The 25,445-nt window shown below is 46.1% G+C and carries 16 protein-coding genes, 18 tRNA genes, 3 rRNA genes and 3 pseudogenes; 4 read left to right on the top strand and 36 right to left on the bottom strand.

What is annotated here, in order from left to right:
- Positions 1 to 208: 208 nt before the first annotated feature.
- The 22 genes from L0M13_RS05280 to L0M13_RS05175 all read right to left on the bottom strand — a co-directional run bounded on the left by L0M13_RS05280 (position 209) and on the right by L0M13_RS05175 (position 8,207).
- Positions 209 to 292, bottom strand: a tRNA-Leu gene (locus L0M13_RS05280).
- 10 nt (positions 293 to 302) lie between these two features.
- Positions 303 to 376 (bottom strand) — tRNA-Cys (locus tag L0M13_RS05275).
- 7 nt (positions 377 to 383) lie between these two features.
- Positions 384 to 458, bottom strand: a tRNA-Gly gene (locus L0M13_RS05270).
- A 5-nt stretch (positions 459 to 463) separates the two neighbouring features.
- Positions 464 to 535, bottom strand: a tRNA-Gln gene (locus tag L0M13_RS05265).
- 9 nt (positions 536 to 544) lie between these two features.
- A tRNA-His gene (locus tag L0M13_RS05260) sits at positions 545 to 620 on the bottom strand.
- Between the two features lie 43 nt (positions 621 to 663).
- Positions 664 to 739 (bottom strand) — tRNA-His (locus tag L0M13_RS05255).
- 19 nt (positions 740 to 758) lie between these two features.
- Positions 759 to 832, bottom strand: a tRNA-Trp gene (locus L0M13_RS05250).
- A 6-nt stretch (positions 833 to 838) separates the two neighbouring features.
- Positions 839 to 922: transfer RNA gene (locus tag L0M13_RS05245), tRNA-Tyr, on the bottom strand.
- Between the two features lie 5 nt (positions 923 to 927).
- Positions 928 to 1,003 (bottom strand) — tRNA-Thr (locus tag L0M13_RS05240).
- A 22-nt stretch (positions 1,004 to 1,025) separates the two neighbouring features.
- A tRNA-Phe gene (locus L0M13_RS05235) sits at positions 1,026 to 1,101 on the bottom strand.
- Positions 1,102 to 1,119: 18 nt separating this feature from the next.
- Positions 1,120 to 1,195 (bottom strand) — tRNA-Asp (locus L0M13_RS05230).
- Between the two features lie 3 nt (positions 1,196 to 1,198).
- Positions 1,199 to 1,275, bottom strand: a tRNA-Met gene (locus L0M13_RS05225).
- 74 nt (positions 1,276 to 1,349) lie between these two features.
- Positions 1,350 to 1,425 (bottom strand) — tRNA-Val (locus L0M13_RS05220).
- Positions 1,426 to 1,435: 10 nt separating this feature from the next.
- Positions 1,436 to 1,510, bottom strand: a tRNA-Glu gene (locus L0M13_RS05215).
- A gap of 32 nt (positions 1,511 to 1,542) precedes the next feature.
- Positions 1,543 to 1,632, bottom strand: a tRNA-Ser gene (locus tag L0M13_RS05210).
- 7 nt (positions 1,633 to 1,639) lie between these two features.
- A tRNA-Asn gene (locus tag L0M13_RS05205) sits at positions 1,640 to 1,714 on the bottom strand.
- A 12-nt stretch (positions 1,715 to 1,726) separates the two neighbouring features.
- Positions 1,727 to 1,842, bottom strand: a 5S ribosomal RNA gene (gene rrf / locus L0M13_RS05200).
- A gap of 143 nt (positions 1,843 to 1,985) precedes the next feature.
- Positions 1,986 to 4,940 (bottom strand): 23S ribosomal RNA (locus L0M13_RS05195).
- A 121-nt stretch (positions 4,941 to 5,061) separates the two neighbouring features.
- Positions 5,062 to 5,137 (bottom strand) — tRNA-Ala (locus tag L0M13_RS05190).
- 14 nt (positions 5,138 to 5,151) lie between these two features.
- Positions 5,152 to 5,228: transfer RNA gene (locus L0M13_RS05185), tRNA-Ile, on the bottom strand.
- Positions 5,229 to 5,330: 102 nt separating this feature from the next.
- Positions 5,331 to 6,880: ribosomal RNA gene (locus L0M13_RS05180) — 16S ribosomal RNA — on the bottom strand.
- Together the 16S, 23S and 5S rRNA genes with 18 tRNA genes alongside form the textbook arrangement of a ribosomal RNA operon.
- A 460-nt stretch (positions 6,881 to 7,340) precedes the next feature.
- Positions 7,341 to 8,207 carry a nucleotidyltransferase-like protein gene (locus L0M13_RS05175; protein ID WP_235198623.1) on the bottom strand — a complete coding sequence of 289 codons (867 nt, stop codon included), beginning with the start codon at positions 8,205 to 8,207 and terminating at the stop codon, positions 7,341 to 7,343.
- Positions 8,208 to 8,389: 182 nt separating this feature from the next.
- Here L0M13_RS05175 and L0M13_RS05170 point away from each other — a divergent pair, with 182 nt between their 5' ends.
- A complete protein-coding gene (locus tag L0M13_RS05170) occupies positions 8,390 to 8,743 on the top strand; it encodes a YgzB family protein (protein WP_235198622.1) in 354 nt (117 codons plus the stop codon).
- A gap of 94 nt (positions 8,744 to 8,837) precedes the next feature.
- Here L0M13_RS05170 and perR read toward each other — a convergent pair whose 3' ends face one another.
- The 4 genes from perR to bcp form a co-directional block, all read right to left on the bottom strand.
- Positions 8,838 to 9,281, bottom strand: coding sequence for a peroxide-responsive transcriptional repressor PerR (gene perR, locus L0M13_RS05165; RefSeq protein WP_052652364.1), 444 nt, complete (start codon positions 9,279 to 9,281; stop codon positions 8,838 to 8,840).
- Between the two features lie 122 nt (positions 9,282 to 9,403).
- On the bottom strand, positions 9,404 to 9,955 hold the full coding sequence (locus L0M13_RS05160) for a cob(I)yrinic acid a,c-diamide adenosyltransferase (protein ID WP_235198621.1): 552 nt from the start codon (positions 9,953 to 9,955) through the stop codon (positions 9,404 to 9,406).
- A gap of 2 nt (positions 9,956 to 9,957) precedes the next feature.
- Complete coding sequence (locus L0M13_RS05155) at positions 9,958 to 10,899, bottom strand: D-2-hydroxyacid dehydrogenase (RefSeq protein WP_235198620.1); 942 nt, start codon at positions 10,897 to 10,899, stop codon at positions 9,958 to 9,960.
- Positions 10,900 to 10,912: 13 nt separating this feature from the next.
- Positions 10,913 to 11,389: a thioredoxin-dependent thiol peroxidase gene (gene bcp / locus L0M13_RS05150; protein WP_235198619.1), complete on the bottom strand. Its 477-nt coding sequence runs from the start codon at positions 11,387 to 11,389 to the stop codon at positions 10,913 to 10,915.
- 121 nt (positions 11,390 to 11,510) lie between these two features.
- On the opposite strand from bcp, the pseudogene L0M13_RS05145 reads away from it, so the two are divergent.
- Positions 11,511 to 12,796, top strand: a pseudogene (locus L0M13_RS05145) (glutamate-1-semialdehyde 2,1-aminomutase).
- A 39-nt stretch (positions 12,797 to 12,835) separates the two neighbouring features.
- Positions 12,836 to 13,922, top strand: a pseudogene (locus tag L0M13_RS05140) (aromatic acid exporter family protein).
- A 51-nt stretch (positions 13,923 to 13,973) separates the two neighbouring features.
- Here L0M13_RS05140 and nikC read toward each other — a convergent pair.
- The 9 genes and pseudogenes from nikC to mutY form a co-directional block, all read right to left on the bottom strand.
- Positions 13,974 to 14,861, bottom strand: a complete 888-nt coding sequence (nikC, locus tag L0M13_RS05135; protein ID WP_235198618.1) for a nickel transporter permease — start codon at positions 14,859 to 14,861, stop codon at positions 13,974 to 13,976.
- Between the two features lie 17 nt (positions 14,862 to 14,878).
- Positions 14,879 to 15,883, bottom strand: a complete 1,005-nt coding sequence (locus L0M13_RS05130) for an ABC transporter permease (RefSeq protein ID WP_235199268.1) — start codon at positions 15,881 to 15,883, stop codon at positions 14,879 to 14,881.
- An 85-nt stretch (positions 15,884 to 15,968) separates the two neighbouring features.
- Positions 15,969 to 17,600 (bottom strand): ABC transporter substrate-binding protein, encoded by a 1,632-nt coding sequence (locus L0M13_RS05125; RefSeq protein WP_235198617.1) that lies wholly within the window; start codon positions 17,598 to 17,600, stop codon positions 15,969 to 15,971.
- 30 nt (positions 17,601 to 17,630) lie between these two features.
- On the bottom strand, positions 17,631 to 18,614 hold the full coding sequence (locus tag L0M13_RS05120; RefSeq protein ID WP_235198616.1) for an ABC transporter ATP-binding protein: 984 nt from the start codon (positions 18,612 to 18,614) through the stop codon (positions 17,631 to 17,633).
- Complete coding sequence (locus L0M13_RS05115) at positions 18,589 to 19,608, bottom strand: ABC transporter ATP-binding protein (RefSeq protein WP_235198615.1); 1,020 nt, start codon at positions 19,606 to 19,608, stop codon at positions 18,589 to 18,591. Before L0M13_RS05115 ends, L0M13_RS05120 begins: the two co-directional genes overlap by 26 nt.
- Positions 19,609 to 19,767: 159 nt before the next feature.
- A pseudogene (locus L0M13_RS05110) lies at positions 19,768 to 21,511 on the bottom strand (ABC transporter ATP-binding protein).
- Between the two features lie 59 nt (positions 21,512 to 21,570).
- Positions 21,571 to 22,116 (bottom strand): nucleoside tri-diphosphate phosphatase, encoded by a 546-nt coding sequence (locus L0M13_RS05105; RefSeq protein WP_052652382.1) that lies wholly within the window; start codon positions 22,114 to 22,116, stop codon positions 21,571 to 21,573.
- Between the two features lie 106 nt (positions 22,117 to 22,222).
- Positions 22,223 to 22,969 carry an enoyl-[acyl-carrier-protein] reductase FabL gene (gene fabL / locus L0M13_RS05100; protein ID WP_235198614.1) on the bottom strand — a complete coding sequence of 249 codons (747 nt, stop codon included), beginning with the start codon at positions 22,967 to 22,969 and terminating at the stop codon, positions 22,223 to 22,225.
- A 2-nt stretch (positions 22,970 to 22,971) separates the two neighbouring features.
- Positions 22,972 to 23,970, bottom strand: a complete 999-nt coding sequence (gene mutY / locus L0M13_RS05095) for an A/G-specific adenine glycosylase (protein ID WP_235198613.1) — start codon at positions 23,968 to 23,970, stop codon at positions 22,972 to 22,974.
- A gap of 199 nt (positions 23,971 to 24,169) precedes the next feature.
- Between mutY and L0M13_RS05090 the strand changes: the two genes are divergently transcribed.
- Positions 24,170 to 25,150, top strand: a complete 981-nt coding sequence (locus L0M13_RS05090) for a metal-dependent hydrolase (protein ID WP_235198612.1) — start codon at positions 24,170 to 24,172, stop codon at positions 25,148 to 25,150.
- A 40-nt stretch (positions 25,151 to 25,190) separates the two neighbouring features.
- On the opposite strand, the gene L0M13_RS05085 is transcribed toward L0M13_RS05090, so the two are convergent.
- Complete coding sequence (locus L0M13_RS05085; RefSeq protein WP_235198611.1) at positions 25,191 to 25,442, bottom strand: YfhJ family protein; 252 nt, start codon at positions 25,440 to 25,442, stop codon at positions 25,191 to 25,193.
- Between the last annotated feature and the right edge of the window lie 3 nt (positions 25,443 to 25,445).

Here is a 25,445-nt window from a genome sequence, read left to right as displayed (position 1 = left end):
CCTCATCCCTGGGTCCTGATAAACGGTTCTGTTCTATACAAATTCATCCTATGAAAAACTGCAGATGCGCACTTTTATTTCGCTCATTGCTGTTTAAACATCTTTTTTCAAAACCATTTCCTCCTCTCTTATTTAAAGCACAAAAAAACCTTCAGCATCCGAAGATGTTGAAGGTTTTTTTGAAAGGACAGGCAGGTCCTTTGCAAGATACCGGCGGTCGGGGTCGAACCGACACTCCCGTGAAGGAACGGGATTTTGAGTCCCGCGCGTCTGCCAATTCCGCCACGCCGGCATAATATAAATGGAGGCGGCAACCGGACTCGAACCGGTGATAAGGGTGTTGCAGACCCATGCCTTACCACTTGGCTATGCCGCCAATTTTATGGAGCGGAAGACGGGGGTCGAACCCGCGACCTCCACCTTGGCAAGGTGGCGTTCTACCACTGAACTACTTCCGCAAAAGCTGGGGTACCTGGATTCGAACCAGGGCATGACGGGATCAAAACCCGTTGCCTTACCGCTTGGCTATACCCCAATAATAAGATGGGGCGGACGAGGGGAATTGAACCCCCGAATGCCGGAATCACAATCCGGTGCGTTAACCACTTCGCCACGACCGCCACTTTACTATTTTTATAAGTGCATTTAATTGAAATTAAAACATGGGGCGGACGAGGGGAATTGAACCCCCGAGTGCCGGAATCACAATCCGGTGCGTTAACCACTTCGCCACGACCGCCATCATATAATTTTAAAATTGGCAGGGGCAGTAGGAATCGAACCCACATCGGAGGTTTTGGAGACCTCTGTTCTACCGTTAAACTATGCCCCTAAAAACTGGTGGTGGGGGGCAGATTCGAACTGCCGAACCCGAAGGAGCGGATTTACAGTCCGCCGCGTTTAGCCACTTCGCTACCCCACCAAAAATGGTGCCGGAGAAAGGACTTGAACCCTCAACCTACTGATTACAAGTCAGTTGCTCTACCAGTTGAGCTACTCCGGCATGGAGATGAAAATTAAAAATATGGTGGGTCAGGACGGAATCGAACCGCCGACACTTAGAGCTTCAATCTAATGCTCTACCAACTGAGCTACTGACCCACATTTGAAAGATAAAAATGGCGGTCCCGACCGGGATCGAACCGGCGATCTCCTGCGTGACAGGCAGGCATGTTAACCGCTACACCACGGGACCATTTGGTTGCGGGGGCAGGATTTGAACCTGCGACCTCCGGGTTATGAGCCCGACGAGCTACCGAACTGCTCTACCCCGCGATAATAATAATTGAGTTTATTTCCTATATTATAGAAGAAACTCATATTTACAAGTTTTACTTATGTATTGTAAATGGTGGAGGATGACGGGATCGAACCGCCGACCCTCTGCTTGTAAGGCAGATGCTCTCCCAGCTGAGCTAATCCTCCAATTATATAATGGTGACCCCTACGGGATTCGAACCCGTGTTACCGCCGTGAAAGGGCGGTGTCTTAACCGCTTGACCAAGGGGCCATTAATTTGTATGTTCATTTGGATATTGCTACTGGCGGAGAGCAAGGGATTCGAACCCTTGAGACGGTTGCCCGCCTACATGATTTCCAATCATGCTCCTTCGGCCACTCGGACAGCTCTCCAAAAGAATGGCTCCGAAGGTAGGATTCGAACCTACGACCATCGCATTAACAGTGCGGTGCTCTACCACTGAGCTACTTCGGAATAATATTATCAGCCTGGCAACGTCCTACTCTCACAGGGGGAGACCCCCAACTACCATCGGCGCAAAAGAGCTTAACTTCCGTGTTCGGGATGGGAACGGGTGTGGCCTCTTTGCCATCACTACCAGACTAATATTTATTTTGAAAGACAAGTTTTATTATACCAATTCTGACCGGTATTTCAAGCTTTTTTTGAAAAAACTTTTGCCTTATTCTTTCAAAACTGGATATTCGACATGAAACAAACGCAACGCGCTCTTCAGAAAGCCATTTTGGTTAAGTCCTCGATCGATTAGTATTCGTCAGCTGCACGTGTCGCCACGCTTCCACCTCGAACCTATCTACCTCATCGTCTTTGAGGGATCTTACTTGCTTGCGCAATGGGAAATCTCATCTTGAGGGGGGCTTCGTGCTTAGATGCTTTCAGCACTTATCCCGGCCACACATAGCTACCCAGCGATGCCCTTGGCAGAACAACTGGTACACCAGCGGTGTGTCCATCCCGGTCCTCTCGTACTAAGGATCAAGCTCCTCTCAAATTTCCTCGCCCGCGACGGATAGGGACCGAACTGTCTCACGACGTTCTGAACCCAGCTCGCGTACCGCTTTAATGGGCGAACAGCCCAACCCTTGGGACCGACTACAGCCCCAGGATGCGATGAGCCGACATCGAGGTGCCAAACCTCCCCGTCGATGTGGACTCTTGGGGGAGATAAGCCTGTTATCCCCGGGGTAGCTTTTATCCGTTGAGCGATGGCCCTTCCATGCGGAACCACCGGATCACTAAGCCCGTCTTTCGACCCTGCTCGACCTGTACGTCTCACAGTCAAGCTCCCTTGTGCCTTTACACTCTGCGAATGATTTCCAACCATTCTGAGGGAACCTTTGGGCGCCTCCGTTACTCTTTAGGAGGCGACCGCCCCAGTCAAACTACCCACCTGACACTGTCTCCCACCCCGATCAGGGGTGTGGGTTCGAATTTCAATACAACCAGGGTAGTATCCCACCGACGCCTCCTCCGAAGCTGGCGCTCCAGGCTCAAAGGCTCCTACCTATCCTGTACAATGTTGCACCAAAATTCAATATCAGGCTACAGTAAAGCTCCACGGGGTCTTTCCGTCCTATCGCGGGTAACCTGCATCTTCACCGAGGTACTATAATTTCACCGAGTCTCATCGTTGAGACAGTGCCCAGATCGTTACGCCTTTCGTGCAGGTCGGAACTTACCCGACAAGGAATTTCGCTACCTTAGGACCGTTATAGTTACGGCCGCCGTTTACTGGGGCTTCAGTTCGCACCTTCGCTTGCGCTAAGCACTCCTTCCTTAACCTTCCAGCACCGGGCAGGCGTCAGCCCCTATACGTCACCTTACGGTTTTGCAGAGACCTGTGTTTTTGCTAAACAGTCGCCTGGGCCTATTCACTGCGGCTCTCTCGGGCTGTAACACCCTACCAGAGCACCCCTTCTCCCGAAGTTACGGGGTCATTTTGCCGAGTTCCTTAACGAGAGTTCACTCGCTCACCTTAGGATTCTCTTCTCGCCTACCTGTGTCGGTTTGCGGTACGGGCACCTCCGCCTCGCTAGAGGCTTTTCTTGGCAGTGTGAAATCAGGGACTCGAGGATGAATCCTCTTGCCGTCACAGCTTAACGTATCAGGAATGGGATTTGCCTCATTCCACGCCTCACTGCTTGGACGCGCACAACCAACGGCGCGCTCACCTTATCCTTCTGCGTCCCCCCATTGCTCAAACGGCGGGGAGGTGGTACAGGAATATCAACCTGTTGTCCATCGTCTACGCCTATCGGCCTCGACTTAGGTCCCGACTGACCCTCAGCGGACGAGCCTTCCTCAGGAAACCTTAGGCATTCGGTGGACGGGATTCTCACCCGTCTTTTCGTTACTCATACCGGCATTCTCACTTCTAAGCGCTCCACCAGTCCTTCCGGTCTGACTTCAACGCCCTTAGAACGCTCTCCTACCACGGACACTCAAAAGAGGTCCATCCACAGCTTCGGTACATCCGTTTAGCCCCGGTACATTTTCGGCGCAGTGTCACCCTCGACCAGTGAGCTATTACGCACTCTTTAAATGATGGCTGCTTCTAAGCCAACATCCTGGTTGTCTAAGCAACGCCACATCCTTTTCCACTTAACGGATAGATTTGGGGACCTTAGCTGGTGGTCTGGGCTGTTTCCCTCTTGGACTACGGATCTTATCACTCGCAGTCTGACTCCTCAATCATAAATCACTGGCATTCGGAGTTTGTCTGGAATTCGGTAACCCGGGATGGGCCCCTAGCTCCAAACAGTGCTCTACCTCCAGGATTCTAAACGATTTGAGCGCTAGCCCTAAAGCTATTTCGGAGAGAACCAGCTATCTCCAGGTTCGATTGGAATTTCTCCGCTACCCACACCTCATCCCAGCACTTTTCAACGTGCGTGGGTTCGGGCCTCCAGTAAGTGTTACCTTACCTTCACCCTGGACATGGGTAGATCACCTGGTTTCGGGTCTACAACTGCATACTCATTCGCCCTATTCAGACTCGCTTTCGCTGCGGCTCCGCCTTCTCAGCTTAACCTTGCATGCAATCGTAACTCGCCGGTTCATTCTACAAAAGGCACGCCATCACCCATTAACTGGGCTTTGACTACTTGTAGGCACACGGTTTCAGGATCTGTTTCACTCCCCTTCCGGGGTGCTTTTCACCTTTCCCTCACGGTACTGGTTCACTATCGGTCACTAGGGAGTATTTAGCCTTGGGAGATGGTCCTCCCGGATTCCGACGGAATTTCACGTGTTCCGCCGTACTCAGGATCCACTCGGGAGATCCGAACCTTTCAGCTACAGGGCTGTTACCTTGTCTCGCGGACCGTTCCAGGTCGCTTCGCTTAAATTCGGATTTTGTAACTCCGCAATGAGTGTCCTACAACCCCAAGAGGCAAGCCTCTTGGTTTGGGCTGTTCCCGTTTCGCTCGCCGCTACTCAGGGAATCGCATTTGCTTTCTCTTCCTCCAGGTACTTAGATGTTTCAGTTCCCTGGGTCTGCCTTCTCATGTGCTATGTATTCACACATGGATACCGCCCCATTAAAGGCGGTGGGTTCCCCCATTCGGAAATCTCCGGATCATCGCTCACTTACAGCTCCCCGAAGCATATCGGTGTTAGTGCCGTCCTTCTTCGGCTCCTAGTGCCAAGGCATTCACCGTGCGCCCTTTCTAACTTAACCAAGTGGTTTGTTAAAAAGTGGATCCCAATTGGGATCGTGCTTGCATGAATTGCTTGTTTTCATTTGTTTCAATGTCGTTTTATCCAGTTTTCAAAGAACAAGTTCATTTATAAAAAATGATTGGTGGAGCCTAGCGGGATCGAACCGCTGACCTCCTGCGTGCAAGGCAGGCGCTCTCCCAGCTGAGCTAAGGCCCCAAGAAGAAAAATTATGGTGGGCCTAAATGGACTCGAACCATCGACCTCACGCTTATCAGGCGTGCGCTCTAACCAGCTGAGCTATAGGCCCTCTTGGGAATATCAAAATTGAAAAATTCACATGAATCCTTCAAAACTGAACGCAAAACGTCAACACAAGATCCGGAGATCTTGTTTCCGAATAAATCCTTAGAAAGGAGGTGATCCAGCCGCACCTTCCGATACGGCTACCTTGTTACGACTTCACCCCAATCATCTGTCCCACCTTCGGCGGCTGGCTCCCGTAAGGGTTACCCCACCGACTTCGGGTGTTACAAACTCTCGTGGTGTGACGGGCGGTGTGTACAAGGCCCGGGAACGTATTCACCGTGGCATGCTGATCCACGATTACTAGCGATTCCGGCTTCATGCAGGCGAGTTGCAGCCTGCAATCCGAACTGAGAACGGTTTTCTGGGATTGGCTCCCCCTCGCGGGTTGGCTGCCCTTTGTACCGTCCATTGTAGCACGTGTGTAGCCCAGGTCATAAGGGGCATGATGATTTGACGTCATCCCCACCTTCCTCCGGTTTGTCACCGGCAGTCACCTTAGAGTGCCCAACTGAATGCTGGCAACTAAGATCAAGGGTTGCGCTCGTTGCGGGACTTAACCCAACATCTCACGACACGAGCTGACGACAACCATGCACCACCTGTCACCGCTGTCCCCGAAGGGAAAGCCTTGTCTCCAAGGCGGGCAGCGGGATGTCAAGACCTGGTAAGGTTCTTCGCGTTGCTTCGAATTAAACCACATGCTCCACCGCTTGTGCGGGCCCCCGTCAATTCCTTTGAGTTTCAGCCTTGAGGCCGTACTCCCCAGGCGGAGTGCTTAATGCGTTAGCTGCAGCACTAAGGGGCGGAAACCCCCTAACACTTAGCACTCATCGTTTACGGCGTGGACTACCAGGGTATCTAATCCTGTTTGCTCCCCACGCTTTCGCGCCTCAGCGTCAGTTACAGACCAGAAAGTCGCCTTCGCCACTGGTGTTCCTCCACATCTCTACGCATTTCACCGCTACACGTGGAATTCCACTTTCCTCTTCTGCACTCAAGTTCCCCAGTTTCCAATGACCCTCCACGGTTGAGCCGTGGGCTTTCACATCAGACTTAAGGAACCGCCTGCGCGCGCTTTACGCCCAATAATTCCGGACAACGCTTGCCACCTACGTATTACCGCGGCTGCTGGCACGTAGTTAGCCGTGGCTTTCTGGTGAGGTACCGTCAAGGTACCAATAGTTAGTTGGTACGTGTTCTTCCCTCACAACAGAGTTTTACGATCCGAAAACCTTCGTCACTCACGCGGCGTTGCTCCGTCAGACTTGCGTCCATTGCGGAAGATTCCCTACTGCTGCCTCCCGTAGGAGTCTGGGCCGTGTCTCAGTCCCAGTGTGGCCGGTCACCCTCTCAGGTCGGCTACGCATCGTGGCCTTGGTGGGCCGTTACCCCACCAACTAGCTAATGCGCCGCGGCCCATCCTGCAGTGACAGCCGAAACCGTCTTTCCGTGAAGCCTCAGGTGAGGCTTCAAACTATTCGGTATTAGCACCGGTTTCCCGGAGTTATCCCGATCTGCAGGGCAGGTTGCCCACGTGTTACTCACCCGTCCGCCGCTAAACGCTTGGAGCAAGCTCCAAGTGTTCCGCTCGACTTGCATGTATTAGGCACGCCGCCAGCGTTCGTCCTGAGCCAGGATCAAACTCTCCATTATAGAGTAGTATTGATTGCTCAATGCTGGCGCATCGCCGTCTCCGAAAAGACGCGCGATTCGCTTTGATCTGGCTGAGCCTGATCAGTAAGTTTGTGGCGCGGGACCCGGAGGTCCGTTGCCGATATTGTTGACGTTTTGCTGTTCAGTTTTCAAGGTTCATGTTTTGCCGTCCTGTAAAAGCGACTTCTCTAATTTATCATCGCTTCTCAAAAGAGTCAAGCACTTTTTCACAATAATTTTTTCTTGTGAAATCGTTTATCTCTTAGCGACGTGTATTATCATAATATGGATCCTGCTTCTTTGTCAACAGATTCTACGAAAAAAATGAAAATACTTAAATCCCCTTATTCTGAAAGCATTCTTAAATCATTTTCCTTCTATATATGCTTCATTAATTAAAATAAAAAAGAGCAGTTCCCCTTCTCGGAAAAACTGGCTCTTTTTAAATCTTTTCTCGCAATTAACTTTTCAAGTAATAATATCTATGGAAGATTCCATCGCTTTTCGTGTTTATACTTTTTACAAAAATCAATTCTTTATCGACCAAGTATTCGATAAACACCTCTAAGTCCGATGAATAATTCCGAAGCTCTTCTTGTTCATGCAGTTCCTGGATCGTCCACTGTTCTTTGCCTGCCATTATTTCTTGGATGTGTTGGGCGCCATCATTTGTCCGTGAATGGATATAAAATTCACTTGCTAAGAATAAAAGTTCCAATCTTTTTTCAATGGATTCATCGCTTGTTACAAGTTCTTCGTATAATTTGTAAATTGCGGGCTCCATTTGTTTCACTTGAGTCCACACAGTCACTTCCGGCGGCAAACCATTTTCAAGTACAGCTAATCGAGCTAAATGATGCAGCGATTCCACAATATGATGATAAGCATCCAAATAATTTTTCTCTTCAAAAAACACTTTACCTTCTAAATAACGGCGGATTAATTTTGCGAACTCCATTCCCATTTTAATCTTTCTTCCGTAGAACGGATAATCTTTCAATTCCCGTTTCAGCTTTTCCATGAATTCATTGCGATCATAGATAATCTTTCCATGGAATAGCCAGTCTACGATTTTCCGGTTGGTTCCCAGCAACAGCCATTTATGCAATTGCCTTTCCGTAATAATGTGCATAGCAGCCTTTTTATCGAGATACGTATAATGTTTGGTGAATACCGAAGTTTCATTTTCTTTTGTAATAATTAAAAGAATTGTATCGAATGTATCCGTAATCGGGCTGACCTTTTCTCTTTTTTCAACTACTATTACACCCAGCGTACTTTCCTGGCTGGCACGTTCCTGGTAAATCGGTCTAAGAATCTGCTCCATTGAATTTCACTCCTTGCGTTCTATCGGACATGCGGATATATTAGCCCGTTCATTTTAATCCAAACCGGCTCTTGTATTCTTTATTTCGACATATTTCTTTTAGATTCCTGCATCTATGAATCATTATCACTTTTTCGATGCATTTATGATATAGTATGATGGATGCAAGGAGGAAATAAATAATGAAACCTTATAAAAATAAAATCAATCGCATTCGGACTTTTGCCTTGTCGTTGATCTTCATCGGTATTGTCATTATGTACGTCGGGATCTATTTTAGAAACCATCCGGTTGTAATGGTAATCTTCATGCTGCTCGGCCTTATTGCCATCGTCGGCAGTACAGCTGTCTATGCATGGATCGGATTGCTCTCGATGAAAACCATCCCCGTTGAATGCCCGAATTGCGGAAGACATACAAAAATGCTTGGCCGTGTAGACATGTGTATGCATTGCCGTGAACCATTGACTATGGATCCTGCACTTGAAGGAAAAGAATTCGATGTCGATTACAATAAGAAAAATTCTAAACTATAAAGACTGCTAATCGCTGGAGCTATTCACTTGCTCCGGCGATTTTTTTGCAGCAAACCGTCAAAATAAAAACGAGCATGAGAAACATGCTCGTCGATTATTGGGCTTTTGCAGTTTTTTCCGAGCATTCCTGGCAGGTTCCATAAATTTCAAGACGATGATAGTCTACTTGGAATCCTGTTACATGCGAAGCAAGATGCTCCACTTCATCCAGTCCTGGGTAATGGAAATCCACTATTTTTCCGCAATCATTGCAGATCATATGATAGTGGTCGTTGGTTACAAAATCGAAACGGCTGGAAGAATCGCCGTAAGTCAATTCTTTCACCAAACCGGCTTTTCTGAATACCCGTAAATTATTATAAACAGTTGCAACGCTCATATTAGGAAAAGTTTTCTCAAGCGCGCGATAAATGTCATCCGCTGTTGGGTGCATTGTAGAATGAATCATATACTCCAAAATCGCATGGCGTTGTGGAGTGATTCTCACACCTGTAGACTTCAAAGCATCAAGCGCGTCCTTTAGTTGTCCGTCAGACATCGCTGTGCACCTCACTTCATAAATATTCTTATATTATAATCGTTATAATTAGTGTACTTAAATAAGAGGGTGCATGTCAAGAAATCACTATATTATCAAGCTTTGCAGGCTTTATCAGTCGTTTAAGACTGATGAAGGCCTTTTTCGATTTTGCCAAGACGCTGGTTGATTAAGCGTGCTGCAACAAACAGGAAATCGGATAACCGGTTCAAATAGGCCAATACATTCGGCGACACTGAATCCCCGATGGAAATCGCTGCTCTTTCCGCTCTTCTGACCACTGTGCGCGCGACATGGAGTGCAGCTCCTGTCGGATGGCCCCCAGGCAAAATGAAGTTTTTGAGTGCTGGCACTTCTGCATCGTATTGATCGATCCACTGCTCGAGCTTTGTTATGTCTTCCTCTTTGAGCTTCCACTTCACTTCTTTTCCAGCAGGCGTGGCAAGTTCAGCTCCCACATGGAATAGAGTAGTCTGGATTTCATGAAAAATGGATTCCAACTGTTCTTTTTCCTCAAAGAATTCATTGTTCATATGCCCAATTGCAAGGCCAATCATTGAATTGGCTTCATCACAGGTGCCATATGCTTCAACAAGTGCGTCATTTTTCGCAACCCGAGTGCCATATACGAGGGAAGTTGTACCTTTATCGCCTGTTTTCGTATAGATTTTCACTTTCAATACCCCTTTTCCATATTGACTAGGTTTGTAAGATCCGAATTATTTTCCAACCATTTTTTCAGGTTAGGTGCAAAAATCTCTAATGCCCGTTCAACATAGCGGCCGGAATGGCTGGATACATGCGGTGAAACCACCACATTTTCCATCTCCCATAAAGGATGGTCTTCAGGCAGCGGTTCTTGCTCAAAAACATCCAATACAGCATAAGCGACTTCTTCATTCTTCAATGCCTCTACCAAAACGTCATCCGATACAAGATCCCCTCTTCCGAAGTTCATAAAAATTGCATCCTGTTTCATCGCTTTGAAATGCGCACTGCCAAGCATCCCTCTTGTCTCTTCAGTGCTAGGCACTACGGAAATAACCGTATCCGCTTTTGGCAGCGCATCCAGGATATTGTCAAATGACACCATTTCATCCATATAATCGGCTTGTTTTCCCGAACGGTTGCAGCCTATGGTAGAAACACCAAAAGCTTGCAGCAAACGGCCGATTTCACCGCCAATAGCACCCGGCCCGATAATCAATGCCGCGGATCCAGCTAATTCGCTTGAACGGATTTTTCGGTCCCATTTTTTCTGTTGCTGCCTTTCGTAAATGGCCGGAAGCGAGCGTTTAATCGCAAGCAAATGCGCCAACACCGATTCAGCCATCGGTGTTTTATGGATGCCTCGCACATTCGACACGGTAATTCCCTTTTCGAGAATGGCCTCATGCGGCATTTTTTCTACTCCGGCACTTGCCACCATGATCCATTTTAAATTTGCCGCTTCTTCGATGTCTTCAGCAGCTAAATCTTCCCCGTATGTCACGATGACATCCGCATCGGAAAGACGTGATTTATCATGGTAAGTAAAGTGGAACTCCACTTCCGGAAACTCTTCTTTCAGCATTTCCTGCTGATGCTCTTTTGGCACAAAAGTAAAAAGCACTTCCATAATTTCCGCCCCTTTATTGATTCGTCAAAGATTTCAAGGTATTGAGTACTTCTTCGATATGGCCGTCCACTTTCACTTTCCGCCATTCTTTGACAATCGTTCCGGTTGGATCGATCAGGAAAGTTGAACGTTCAATGCCCATGAATTCTTTGCCGTACATTTTCTTTTGCACCCAGACACCGTATTTTTCTGAAACCGCATGGTCTTCATCCACTAATAAAGAAAATGGCAATCCGTGCTTTTCAATGAATTTCCCGTGCTGTTTTTCCGAATCTGCACTAACGCCTAAAATCACCCCGTTCAGTTCGGAGAAATCTTTCTCGGCATCCCGGAAATCACAGGCTTGCGTTGTACAGCCCGGAGTCATGTCTTTTGGATAAAAATAAAGGACCACATACTTATCTCCTGCAAAATCAGTTAAAGCGACTGTATTGCCTGCTTCATTTTTCAATGAGAAATCCGGTGCTTGCAAACCTTCTAATGTTGTCATCTTTACCACTCCTTTTCTACTATCTATCGTAACGGACGGCAGCGCTATATTCAATTTCTTTGGCGTTCTTCCCTAATATTGTCTACAATGAAGAGTAGACAATATTAGGAGGCTGTAAAAAATGAACCATTCTACATCTGAAAAATTGCATGAAGAAGCATTATTACATATCGTTGGCGGAGTCAATAGCCCGTCGCGCTCTTATAAAGCGGTAGGCGGAGGTTCGCCGGTGGCAATGGAGCGTGCAAAAGGCGCTTATTTCTGGGACGTCGATGGCAATAAATACATCGATTACCTTGCTGCCTACGGTCCGATCATCACGGGCCACGCACATCCGCATATCACAAAAGCCATTACCCATGCAGCGGAAACCGGCTTATTATACGGAACCCCGACACGCCATGAAATCACTTTTGCGAAAATGCTGAAAGAAGCAATGCCGAAAATGGACAAAGTCCGTTTTGTGAATAGCGGTACTGAAGCCGTTATGACGACAATCCGTGTTTCCGCGCTTATACGGGCCGGACAAAAATCATGAAATTCGCTGGCTGCTACCATGGGCATTCTGACTTGGTATTAGTCGCTGCCGGTTCTGGCCCTGCTACGCTTGGCACCCCTGATTCTGCAGGAGTTCCGAAGACGATTGCCGAAGAAGTGATTACGATTCCTTTCAATGATCCATCAGCTTTCGCTGAAGCTATGGATACATGGGGAGAACAAATCGCGTGTATCTTAGTAGAACCAATCGTCGGGAATTTTGGAATCGTCGAGCCGAATAAAGGCTTCTTGGAAGAAGTGCACCGCATTGCCAAAGAAAAAGGTGCATTGATCGTTTATGATGAAGTCATCACAGCTTTCCGCTTCCATTACGGCGGCGCCCAGGATCTTCTTGGTTTAACACCTGATTTAACAGCTTTAGGCAAAATCATCGGCGGCGGCTTGCCAATCGGAGCATACGGCGGCAAGAAAGAAATTATGGAAACTGTCGCTCCTCTTGGACCTGCATATCAGGCAGGAACTATGGCCGGCAACCCGGCGTCAATTCAAGCAGGCATTGCATGTCTTGAAGTTCTTCGTGAAGAAGGCGTCTACGAGAAGATGGATGAACTTGGCCGCCAATTGGAAGAAGGCATCCTTTCAGCCGCAGCAGAATTCGGTGTTACGATTACCATCAACCGGTTAAAAGGTGCTTTGACTATTTACTTTACCGATCAAAAAGTGGAAAATTACGAACAAGCAGAAGCGAGTGACGGCGAGATTTTTGGCCGCTTCTTTAAACTGATGCTTGCACAAGGCATTAACTTGGCGCCTTCAAAATATGAAGCTTGGTTCTTAACGACTGAACACACTGAAGAAGATGTGAAAACTTCCATTAAAGCGGTGCGCGAAGCTTTCCGCCAGCTTTAAACCGCATCTGAATAATTAAGGAAAGGGGTGGGTGATTTTATGAAATTGGGTGCTCGTATATTTAAAACAGGAATCGCGATTTCATTCGCCTTATTTCTTGCAGATATTTTGCAATTGCCTTCCCCCGCTTTTCGCCGGAATCGCTGCTATTTTCGCTATACAGCCTTCCATTTACCGGTCATTCTTGACCGTGCTTGACCAAATTTACGGAAACTTGATCGGCGCTGTCATTGCTTTTGTATTCGTTCTGACGATCGGCACCAATTACTTGACCATTGGATTAGCAGCAGTTTTGGCTATTGTCATCATGTTAAAGTTGAAGTTGGATAAACCGGTTCCTTTAACGTTGGTTACGCTGATCATCATCATGGAAGCCCATGACCAAAATTTCTTGGAACTGGCAACGCTGCGCTTCCTTACGATATTGCTTGGAATATTAGCTGCTTTTGTGGTCAACCTGATCTTTTTGCCTCCTAAATATGAGAATCGCCTTTTTGCCTCGATTCATGATGTGAGCGAAGAAGTGATCCGCTGGATTCGGGTTTCAATTCTTCATACTTCAGACTATACGTCGATAAAAGACGATATCGACAAATTAGAAGATAAATTATCGAAAGTTGACCAGTGGTATACGTTTTACAAAGAAGAACGCAGCTATACCAAAAAACAGCAATATGTTAAAGCCCGTAAATTGGTGATGTACCGGCAAATGATCCTAACATCGAAAAAAAGTTTGGAAGTACTTAAAAGGCTTCACCGCTTTGAAAACAAACTGACCGAGCTTCCGGAACATTTTCATATGATGGTCCAGGAGCAGTTAGAAAGGCTTGCCGGGTATCACGAACAGCTTTATATGAAGTATGTTGGCAAGTTGAAGCCGGAACATAATTTGGCTCTCGGACCGGAAGCTGCTATTAAACGAAATGAAGTAATGTCAATATTTGTAAAAGAAATCAACCTCGCTCTAGAAGAAGAGGATAATGAATTCTCCATTTATCATTTAATGCATGTGCTTTCTGCCATTCTGGATTATGAAGAACAGCTTGAACATTTGGACTTGTTGATTGTTTCCTATCATAATTTCCATGCGGACGAAATAGAGAGCGATTTAGAAGATGTCATCTAAAGGCAATCAAAAAGAGTGGCCAGGGGGGATCTCCCGTGGCCACTCTTTTTATTATGATTTCATTCGAGGATCGAGTGCATCGCGCAGCCCGTCTCCCATTAAGTTAAATCCAAGAACCGTTAACATGATGGCCACCCCTGGGAAAATCATGGTCCAAGGAGCATTCGTCAAATACGATCTGGAATCTGCCAGCATTTTTCCCCATTCCGGATCTGGCGCCTGCGCACCAAGCCCAAGAAACCCGAGAGCAGCAGCTTCGATAATAGCTGTTGCAATCGCCAATGTGCCTTGAACGATTACCGGTGCCATGGAATTCGGCAAAATATGAGAAAACAGAATCCGATTGTCTTTCATGCCGATCGCTTTAGCCGACATGATGTATTCGTCTTCCTTGATGCTCAGCACTTTCGAACGGATCAAACGCCCGAAGTTCGGTACGTTGATAATCGCAATCGCAATAAGCGCGTTGCGGAGTGATGGTCCAAGTACAGATACGACAGCAATCGCAAGAAGGATACTTGGGAATGCCAACATGATATCGAAAATGCGTGAAATGATGGTATCTACCCATTTTCCGTAATATCCTGCCAAGATCCCTAAGATACTTCCAATCACGACAGAGCCGATAACCGCTAGGAACCCTACCCAAAGGGAAATTCTTGCACCGTAAACGATTCTCGATAAAATATCGCGGCCAAAATCATCCGTTCCCATCCAATGATCACTGGAAGGAGGTAAAAGGCGATTGCCTAGATTTTGTTCATTGATGCCTTGCGGTGTAAATAGCGGACCGAAAATAGCGAGCAAAATGAAGAAAATAACAATGCCCATCCCGACTACCGCTACTTTGCTTTTTCTGAATCCGCGCCAAGCCTCTTTCCAGGGGCCAGCCACTTTTTCGATCTGTACGTCGTTTTTATTTGCTACAGCATTAGCCATTAAGAACTCCTCCTTCCTTAATCGTATTTGATGCGCGGATCAACTAAGCTATATAGAAGATCTACGAATAAGTTGATCATGACAAAGATAAACGCAACAATCAAAATCCCGGATTGGATGACTGGATAGTCCCGGAAGCCGATTGCTTCATAAATATAGCGTCCGATTCCCGGCCAGCCGAAAATCGTTTCTGTTAAAATAGCGCCGCCCAGTAGCAAGCCCATTTGAAGACCGATAATGGTCAAAACCGGAATGATCGCATTTTTCAATGCATGTTTGTAAACGACGAAGAACATTTTCAAGCCTTTTGCGCGAGCTGTTCGCACATAGTCTGAACGCATAACCTCAAGCATGCTTGAACGGGTCATTCTGGCAATGATCGCCATTGGGATCGTCGCTAAAGCTGTTCCTGGTAAAACCAAATGCTTCAATACAGTAGACAATTGATCAAACTGCCCAGTCAGGATCGTATCAATAACGTAGAAATTCGTAATGACTTCTACCGGATCCCGAACATTTTCCCGGCCAGTTGTCGGAAGAATCCCTAATTCAATGGAGAAAATCCATTGGTTCATCAGGCCAAGCCAGAAAATCGGCATAGAAACCCCGACCAATGCAATGATCATGGCTAAATAATCGAACCAAGAGTTCTGGAACCATGCAGAAATGATGCCAGCATTGATGCCAATGACAACTGCAATAATGATGGCGAAAACGGATAGCTCGATTGTGGCAGCTAAATACGGCCAAACTTCATCCATTACTGGAGTACGAGTTCTTAGCGATTCACCTAAATCTCCTGTAACCAACCCTTTTAGATAATCAAAATATTGAATATACCATGGATTATCTAAACCTAATGTTGTTCTTAGAGCCTTAATCGCTTCTTCAGATGCTTGTTGCCCTAAGATGACTTGAGCCGGATCGCCCGGAATTGCCCGGATGATCAAAAATACGATAAAAGTCATCCCTAAAAGTACAGGAATCAATTGTAAAATGCGTCTCCCTATATAGTGAAGCACTTTCTTCACCTCTCCATCTCTTGCAGTATGTATCTAAACTAAGAAAAAAGAGGAGAAATCATGACGACCTCTCCTCTTAAAAAGCCTACTCTAAATCTACAGAAGCCAATTTATCAGAGCCAGTTGGATGCGCTTTGAAGTTCACAACATTCTTGCCGCCAGCTAACAACGGTGTAGAGTGTGCAAGCGGTACCCATGGAGCGTCTTCATGGATGATTTCCTGAGCTTGTTTGTACAAGTCATTTCGTACTTCTTCATCCACTTCAGTTTGTGCTTGGATAAACAGATCATGCAATTCCTGGTTTTCGTAGTATGTGTAGTTGTTTGAACCGATATTGTCTTGGTCAAGCAATACATATAGGAAGTTGTCGGCATCGCCGTTATCCCCAGTCCAACCTAATAGGAAAGCATCCGCTTCTCCATTTGCAGCTTTTTCAAGGTAAGTAGCCCATTCGAATGAAACGATTTCAGCTTTTACGTTAATATCAGCCAAATTCTTTTGAATTGCTTCAGCGACTTTTTGGCCATCCGGCATATACGGACGTGGAACCGGCATTGCGTAAAGTTCCATTTCGAAACCGTCTGGAAGACCTGCTTCAGCTAGTAATTCTTTTGCTTTTTCTGGATCATATGGGTATGGATCGATTTCTTCATTGTATCCGCTGATTACTGATGGCATCGGGTTAGCCGCTACATCAGCACGGCCTTCGAAGAATGCATCAACAATCGCTTGCTTATCAATTGCATAGTTCATTGCTTGACGAACTTTAGGATCATCGAAAGGTTCGCGTGTAACTGTCAACCCAAGGTAGCCGACGTTCATAGATGGACGCTCGAATAATTGCAGGTTCTCATCGCTTTCGATTGTTTCGGAATCAGATGGCGTGATGCCGTCTGCCAAATCGATTTCACCTGACAATAATGCATTCAAACGAGCTGAGTTATCAGGAATTGAACGGAAGATGACTTGGTCAAGCTTCGGTTCGCCTTCAACCCAATAACCATCGAATTTTTCGATTGTTACGGAGTCATTGCGTTTCCATTCAACAAATTTGAATGGACCTGTCCCTACTGGCTGGTCTCCGAATTTGTCTCCAGCAGCTTCAAAAGCTGTAGGTGAAGCAATTCCGAAAGGGCTCATTGCCAAGTTTTTCAAGAATGGTGCCTGTGGACGTTTTAATTTGAATTCAACTTCGTAATCTCCAGTTGCAGTAACTGATTCGATTACGTGGCCTTCTTCATCTCCAAAACCGCCGAACATTGAAGCGTAGTAAGGGAATTTATCTGCATCTCCCGCAGCCCAACGCTCAAAGTTCTTTACAACCGCTTCCGCATTGAAGTCAGTGTCGTCATGGAATTTAACGCCTTCTTCCAATTGGAACGTGTAAGTCAAACCGTCTTCAGCAGCTTCCCATTCTGTCGCTAGGGCAGGATGGATTTCTGTATCTTGCTCACCGAAGTTCACTAATGTATCAAAAATGTTTTTCGTAACTTTAAAAGATTCACCGTCTGTTACTGCAATCGGATCAAGTGATACGGAATCTCCGCCTCGGCCGAAAATTAATACTTTTTCTTCAGCAGAATCTCCGCTGTCGCCGCTATCTCCACTATCCCCGCCGTTATCGCCAGAAGAATCGTTTGAACTACAGCCAAACAATGCCGTGGAAATCAACAGAAGCATCAAAATTGCCAGTGATACGAGCTTTTTCTTTCTCAAATCTACCCCTCCATTTTGTGTTATATATTATCATTGCGGCCTGGACTCTTTATAAAGATGGCAGGCTACAGAATGACCTTTCTCAACTTCCGCAAAAATTGGCACCGTGGATTCACAAATATCCATCTTGAATGGACAGCGAGTATGGAATCTGCAGCCGCTCGGCGGATTTGCCGGACTCGGCACGTCTCCTTTGATGACCACTTGCTCACGGACAAAATCTGGATCTGGCACCGGAACTGCAGACAATAAGGCTTGCGTATAAGGATGAAGCGGCTTCTCATACAGCGATTCGCTATCAGCCAATTCCGCCATCTGCCCTAAATACATAACGCCTACCCGGTCACTAATGTGGCGAACAACTCCTAGGTCGTGGGCAATGAAGATATAAGTAAGTTTCAACTCTTTTTGCAGATCCTGCATTAAGTTGAGAACTTGCGCTTGAATGGATACATCCAGAGCTGAAACCGGCTCATCGGCAATGATCAATTTAGGATTTGTCATCAATGCCCGGGCAATTCCGATGCGTTGGCGCTGCCCTCCACTAAATTGGTGTGGATAGCGTTTTGCATGGTAACTGCTCAAACCAACAATCTCCAAAAATTCATGGACTTTCTTTTTGCGTTCTTTCGGATCGCCGATTTCGTGGACATTCAACGGCTCCATCAAGATTTTCTCAATCGTATGACGCGGATTTAATGACGCGTACGGATCCTGGAAAACCATTTGGATGTCTCTTCGCGCTTTTCGCATTTCATGGTTTGAAAGATTCGTCAGCTCTTGGCCATCGAAAAACACTTTGCCTTCTGTCGGCTCAAGCAAACGCATCAACATGCGGCCAGTAGTAGATTTCCCACAGCCCGATTCTCCAACGATCCCAAGCGTTTCGCCTTCATGGACCACGAAGGAAACATCATCGACAGCTTTAACGTGATTTTTCACTTGCCCAAGGATCCCTGATTTAATCGGAAAATATTTTTTTAAGCCTTCAACTTTTAACAACGGTTCGGTCATGAGCCTGAACCTCCTTCGGATCAAATAGGAAGCAGCGGGTTTGATGGTCATCCGCTGTCTGATAGAGGTCAGGATTTTCGTTTATGCAGCGGTCAAATGCAAATTCACATCTGGCAGCAAACTTGCAGCCGGTCCGAATCGATCCCGGCTTCGGCACATTTCCTGGAATAGAATACAAGCGTTCCTTTTTAAAACGCATATCCGGAACAGACTCTAACAGCCCTCTTGTATATGGATGCTGCGGATCTTTGAAAATGGTATGTACTGGCCCTTCTTCCACTACTTTTCCTGCGTACATGACAATGACCCGTTCGCAAGTCTCTGCCACAACCCCTAAATCATGGGTGATCAACAACACGGCCGTATTTAAGGTTTCGTTCAAGTTTTTGATCAATTTTAAAATTTGGGCTTGGATGGTTACGTCAAGTGCAGTTGTCGGTTCATCGGCAATCAAGACTTTCGGATCACACAGCAAAGCCATGGCAATCATGACACGCTGCCTCATGCCGCCAGACAATTGGTGAGGATATTCTTTCATCAAGTCTTCCGCACGGGGAAGGCCGACTAATTTCATCATTTCGACTGCCCGTTCCTGAATCTGTTTCTTTGACCAGTCGCGTTTGTGGATTTTAATCGCTTCGCGTAACTGATCACCGATGGTAAACAAAGGATTAAGCGATGTCATCGGCTCCTGGAAAATCATTGCGATATCATTCCCACGGATTGCACGCATTTTTTTCTCGCTCAATTTCGTCAAATCTTTATCTTGAAATAAAATTTCTCCCCCTGTAATTTTTCCAGGAGGGCTTGGCACAAGGCCCATAATTGATAAAGATGTAACACTCTTCCCGCACCCTGACTCGCCGACGATGCCTAGAACTTCGCCTTCACGTATATGAAAATCAATATTGTCTACAGCTGGAATCTCTCCATCATCTGTGAAAAAAGATGTCTTCAATCCTTTAACGTCCAGTATGGTTTTCCGTTCTCTCATGGTGTCACCCCTTATAATCGCTGATTAAATCAGAAAATTCTATGTGTTTTTATTATACGTAAGATTAGTATTATTGCAATAGCTTTTTTAGATATAAAGCTCTTTTTATGATACATATCAAAAAAAGACCCTCGAAATGTCCGAGGGTCTAAAGAACTATCAATTAAAATGTTGAACTTGGAATAAATTATAGTACACTCCCTGTTTTTTCATCAGTTCATCGTGAGTGCCTCTCTCTTCTAATTTCCCGTGGTCAATCACGAGAATTTGGTCTGCATGGGTAATCGTTGATAAACGGTGGGCGACAATCAATGTCGTCCGGTCGTGGGCTAGGCGCTCCAAGGAATCCTGGATCAGCGCTTCACTTTCTAAATCCAAGGCAGAAGTTGCTTCATCCAAAATTAAAATCGGCGGATTTTTTAGGAAGACGCGTGCAATCGCGATACGCTGCTTTTGGCCGCCTGATAATTTCACGCCGCGTTCACCGACTTTTGTACCGTAGCCGTTTGGAAGCATTTCGATAAAGTCATGCGCATTCGCTGCCCTAGCAGCTGCAACCACTTCTTCATCACTGGCTCCTGGTTTCCCCATTAAAATATTGGATTTAACCGAATCGCTGAAAAGGATGGAATCTTGCAAAACCAAACCGATCTGGTCGCGCAGCGTATGGATGGTGACATCTTTCAAGTCATGGTCATCCATTAAAATGGCGCCTTCCGTCACATCGTAAAAGCGGGATAAGCGAAACAATCGTCGACTTTCCGCCGCCGCTCATTCCGACAAAGGCTACGGTTTCACCAGGTTTCACCGTGAAATTCAAATTCGAGAGCACTTCGGTCTCTCCATTATTGTAATGGAAGGAAACCCCTCTGAACTCAAGCTTTCCATCCACAATCCCTAAATCCTTCGCCCCTTCCTTATCCGTCACTTCGTATTCTTCGTCGACCAGTTCAAAGACGCGGTCCATCGAAGCAAAAGATTGCGTCAATGTCGTCGATGAGTTGACGAGACGGCGAAGCGGATTGTAAAGGCGTTCGATATAGGCGATAAAGGCAACCATCGTACCTAGGGTCAGGTTTCCTTGGATGACTTGGTATCCTGCATAACCGATGACCAATAATGGGGCGATATCGGTAATCGTATTAACGACCGCAAATGCTTTCGCGTTCCATTTTGTATGGTCGATCGCTTTTTCTAAAAATCCGTCGTTCGTTTCATCAAAAATCTTTTGTTCATGCTTTTCTAAGGCAAAGCTTTTAATGATACTCATCCCTTGGACCCGTTCATGCAAATAACTCTGCACATTGGCAAGTGCCTGCGAACGTTCCCGGGTAAGATCTCTTAATCTTCCAAAGAAGTATTTGACGCTGAATGCATAGAACGGGAATGCCAAGAGCGCCACGAGTGTCAGCGGCACATCCATTGTCAGCATGATGCCGATTGCGATTAAAATCGTAGCAAGGTCCAGCCATAAATTCATTAAGCCGATCATCACAAAGTTCTTCGTTTGCTCTACATCATTGATGACGCGTGAGATGATTTCACCTGCACGTGTGTTGGCGTAGTAGCGCAGACTTAAGCGCTGCAGATGTCCGTAAAGATGCTGCCGGATGTCGTACAGGATTTTATTGCTGACATATTGGGCATAATACTGCCGGTAATATTCAATCGGCGGACGCAATAGAAAGAATAAAATCGCCGTTCCCCCCAGCCATAAATACAGCTGGGTCAGTTTTTCATCACTTGATAATCCTTCTGCCCCAATAATGTCGTCAATCACGATTTTGATCAGCAGCGGAATGAATAAGGGAATCGCGAATTTAAAAATCCCAATCACGATGGTTAATGCAATTTGCCAATAATACGGTTTTACAAATTGCATATAGCGTTTTGTCGGGCTCAATCTGTTCACTCCAATCTCTTCAAAATGAAAAACCTGTTGGCTGGCAACAGGTTTTCATTTCACTCAGTGAGCCGGTACTGCCTATGGAATTCATAGCGGCTCGTCCAAACTTCAATGAAGTCAGGGGCAAAGGGGCCTCTTCGCTGTTTAATCCAGCCGATCAATTTCTCCACGTTCCGGTGGAGGATTTGGTCGATCACTTCTGGATAGCCCATCTGCCTTTTATGATCTTCATATTCATCTTCGTCCAGCAAGGTGTACGACATATCAGGAAACACTTTAACATCCAAATCATAGTCGATATACTTCAATGATCCGTTATTATAAACAAATGGAGAACTGACATTGCAATAATAATAAACGCCGTCGTCACGAAGCATGCAAATGATATTGAACCAATGCTCCGCATGGAAATAGCAGATGGAAGGTTCCCGCGTAATCCATGTTCTTCCATCGGATTCGGTTACCATCGTCCGCTCATTTGCACCAATTACGATGTTGTTCGTTCCTTTCAATACCGTTGTTTCTTGCCAGACACGGTGGATTCGGCCGTTGTGTTTGTAGCTGTGGATCTGTATCGTTTCTCCCTCAGTGGGAACCGCCATGTCTATCACACCTTTTCGTCTAAGCCGTTTATATATTTTCTGCTATTTCATCATTATATCAATCAATTCTGAAAACATACAGTAAAAAGCCGGCTAAGCTAAAGGCTTACAACATGACTGAGCGTCCGCCATCGACAATAATCGTCTGTCCGCGGATCATATCGGCCTGGTCCGAAATCAAGAATAAAGCGGTTTTCACCATGTCATCAATTTCCACCATGCGGCCAGCAGGCGTGTTGACGCGCGCATCATTCAACAATTCTTCGCGGTTCGGAAAATGTTTTAATGCTTCCGTATCCAATGCGCCGCCAGAAACTGTATTGACCGAAATTCCTTTTGGTGCAAGTTCTACGGCCAAATAACGCGTAATCGATTCCACGGCAGCTTTTGACACGCCGATTGTCGTATAATTTTCCAAATAGCGGATCGACCCAAGAGAACTGACACCAACGATTTTTCCGCCTTTGTCCATTAATTTCGCTGCTTCCTGCGCACCGAATAGCATTGCTTTTGCATTAATGTTCATCGTCCAGTCCCAATGAGTTTCTTCGAGTTCCATAATTGGGCGCAAAACGCCGGATGCTGCATTCGATACGAATACATCCAAGCGGCCAAATTCTTCTTTGATGGTTTCGAACATGGCACGCAATTTATCGACATCTCCGACATTCGCACGGACTAATAATGCTTTTTGTCCTCTTGCTTCAATTTCTTTCACCGTATCAAGCGCTGCACTTTTGCTTCGCGCGTAGTTGACCACAATATCATAGCCTTGTTCAGCGAGTGCAATCGCCAAAGCTTTTCCTAGACCTCGGCTGCTCCCTGTTACTAATGCCACTTTTTGTTCTGCCATGTTCAAACATCTCCTTTTTGTAATAAAGCTGTTTTCATTTTCTGGGCTGGGCCTGCAATCGGCAGCAATTCCAATTCTTCAGCTGTCACCCATCTCATATGGGCAGGCAATGTTAAATCCCCTGCTTTTGCTGTGTAAGCATCCACATTCCATGTTAAATGAGAAAACACATGTTTAAAAGAAGTAAATTTTTCTGCCGACTGTATTTCACCCGCGAAACTTTCAGAAAGCTGCTCTTCAATTTCAAGCGGAAGTGTTTCTGCAGTCACTTCCAACATCGGGAATTGCCACATATTTGCAAGCAATCCTGTTGATGGGCGTTTCTCCATTAAAACTTTATCGTCTTTTTCGATGGCGAGCATAGCGAATTGATACGCTTTCGTCTTTTTCGCTTTTGTCTTGATCGGCAGCTCTTGCTGTTTTCCTTCATGAAAAGCTGCGCAATGTTCCCGCACCGGGCAAAGCAAACATTTCGGGGTAGTCGGTGTACAAATCAGCGCACCCAATTCCATTAGCCCCTGGTTAAAAGAAGAAGGGTCTTCATGGCTGATGATGTCAGTTACCGACTCTTCGAAAATTTTCCGGGTTTTCGGTTTAGCGATATCTTCTTCGATCAAGAGGATCCTTGACAAGACACGCATCACGTTCCCGTCCACTGCATGCTCCGGGATACCGTAAGCAATGCTCAGAACGGCTCCAGCCGTATAAGGGCCGACACCTTTTAAGGCAGAAATGTCCTGCCGGTTTGACGGAACAATTCCGCCATATTTCTCCGCCACTTCTTTTACTCCAGCCTGGAGATTCCGGGCGCGTGAATAATAGCCGAGCCCTTCCCATTGTTTCAGCAGAATTTCTTCATCTGCTGCTGCCAAATCATATAACGTGGGAAATTTTTCGACAAAGCGTTTATAGTATGGGATGACGGTATCGACCCGTGTTTGCTGCAGCATAATTTCAGAAATCCAAATTTGGTAGGGATCGGCTGTTCGACGCCATGGCAAATCTCGCTTCTCTGCTGAAAACCATTGAATTAAATCCTGTTGAAATAAACTTTTATTGAATTCTATGGGGATTGCCTCCGTTCGTTTTGATTATCCGCCTTTCATAGCGGGTATATATTGTAATAAAGTGCGTTAACGAGTGTAAGTCAGAAACAAAATTAAGACGACGCTTTTATATGATTAGAGAGGGGGCGCGCCTATGGACACTGGAACGCATATCGTCATGGGAATAGCCCTTGGCGGCCTTGCCATGGCAGACTCGGCAGTCGCCGGAAGCACAATTACCACAACAGCAGTCATTGCTGGAACCATCATCGGTTCACAGGCGCCGGACATCGATACGGTTCTTAAACTTAGAGACAACGCGGTCTATATCCGCCATCACCGTGGAGTGACTCATTCCATACCGGCCGTTTTGCTGTGGCCGATTTTAATTTCGGGCGCTTTATGGCTGATTTTCCCGGAAGCCAATCTTCTCCATTTATGGCTTTGGACATTTTTAGCGGTATTTTTGCATGTATTTGTCGACATTTTCAATTCATATGGAACGCAGGCATTGCGGCCGATTTCCAATAAATGGGTTGCTTTAGGCGTAATCAATACTTTTGATCCCATCATATTCGGTGCGCATTTACTCGCTTTGATGTGTTGGGCCTTTGGTGCAAATCCTGTATGGACCATGGCGATTTTATACATCATCCTGTTTTTCTATTATGTAGCCCGATTTGCGGTCCAACATGCGGTTAAAAAAGCGGTACAGCATACCATTCCGGGTACGACAAATATCATTGTCGCACCGACGATGCGCTTTTTCCAATGGCGCATCGCTGCTGATACGGCCACCCACCATTACGTCGGCCGTGCTTACGGACGTTCGATCAATATTTACGACAAGTTCATGAAAAAGCCGCTGCCTGATTCGAATTTATTCCAGGCAGCGATGAAAGACAAGAATCTGGCGGCTTTCGTCTCTTTTTCTCCGCTCTACCGCTGGGAAATCACAAAATACGATGCCATCTATGAAGTGCGCCTGATCGACCTTCGCTACCGGAGCAACGATTACTATCCATTTGTGGCAGTTGCCCATCTAGATGAAAAATGCAAAGTCCTCAATTCCTATACGGGCTGGATCTTCAGCGAAGATAAGTTAAGAAAAAAACTCGACTTTAGCCACAACTAGTGAACCATAGAAAAACGCACACAGCATTGTGTGCGTTTTTTTACTCTTCTAGAAGATGTGCGTATTTGGGATTGGTCCCGGCAAATTCATGGATTTTATCGCCGTAGCTTGAAATCCATTGGCGAATGACTTTTTCTACAACAGCTGTGCCTTGGTAATCGTAGCCTGCTTTGGCATAAGAGGCTTCAAAATCTGAGACGAGCAGTTCAATCCAAGTCCGTGCCTTTTCTTCTGAGAGATTCGCGTTTTTTTCAAGCAATTCCGTTACTAGCTGATCAATCGTTTCATTCATCGG

Origin of the sequence: Planococcus sp. 107-1 (genome assembly GCF_021513255.1) — a bacterium.
In the GTDB taxonomy this organism is placed as follows: Bacteria; Bacillota; Bacilli; order Bacillales_A; family Planococcaceae; genus Planococcus.
This window is presented reverse-complemented; position numbering and strand designations above follow the sequence as displayed.

Bases quoted from the DNA above. Each gene is read 5' to 3' on its own strand.
- L0M13_RS05175 (WP_235198623.1), bottom strand. From the start codon at position 8,207: ATGGAGCAGATTCTTAGACCGATTTACCAGGAACGTGCCAGCCAGGAA.
- L0M13_RS05170 (WP_235198622.1), top strand. From the start codon at position 8,390: ATGAAACCTTATAAAAATAAAATCAATCGCATTCGGACTTTTGCCTTG.
- perR (WP_052652364.1), bottom strand. From the start codon at position 9,281: ATGTCTGACGGACAACTAAAGGACGCGCTTGATGCTTTGAAGTCTACA.
- L0M13_RS05155 (WP_235198620.1), bottom strand. From the start codon at position 10,899: ATGGAAGTGCTTTTTACTTTTGTGCCAAAAGAGCATCAGCAGGAAATG.
- bcp (WP_235198619.1), bottom strand. From the start codon at position 11,389: ATGACAACATTAGAAGGTTTGCAAGCACCGGATTTCTCATTGAAAAAT.
- nikC (WP_235198618.1), bottom strand. From the start codon at position 14,861: ATGGCTAATGCTGTAGCAAATAAAAACGACGTACAGATCGAAAAAGTG.
- L0M13_RS05120 (WP_235198616.1), bottom strand. From the start codon at position 18,614: ATGACCGAACCGTTGTTAAAAGTTGAAGGCTTAAAAAAATATTTTCCG.
- L0M13_RS05115 (WP_235198615.1), bottom strand. From the start codon at position 19,608: ATGAGAGAACGGAAAACCATACTGGACGTTAAAGGATTGAAGACATCT.
- L0M13_RS05105 (WP_052652382.1), bottom strand. From the start codon at position 22,116: ATGGCGGTTCCCACTGAGGGAGAAACGATACAGATCCACAGCTACAAA.
- fabL (WP_235198614.1), bottom strand. From the start codon at position 22,969: ATGGCAGAACAAAAAGTGGCATTAGTAACAGGGAGCAGCCGAGGTCTA.
- L0M13_RS05090 (WP_235198612.1), top strand. From the start codon at position 24,170: ATGGACACTGGAACGCATATCGTCATGGGAATAGCCCTTGGCGGCCTT.
- L0M13_RS05085 (WP_235198611.1), bottom strand. From the start codon at position 25,442: ATGAATGAAACGATTGATCAGCTAGTAACGGAATTGCTTGAAAAAAAC.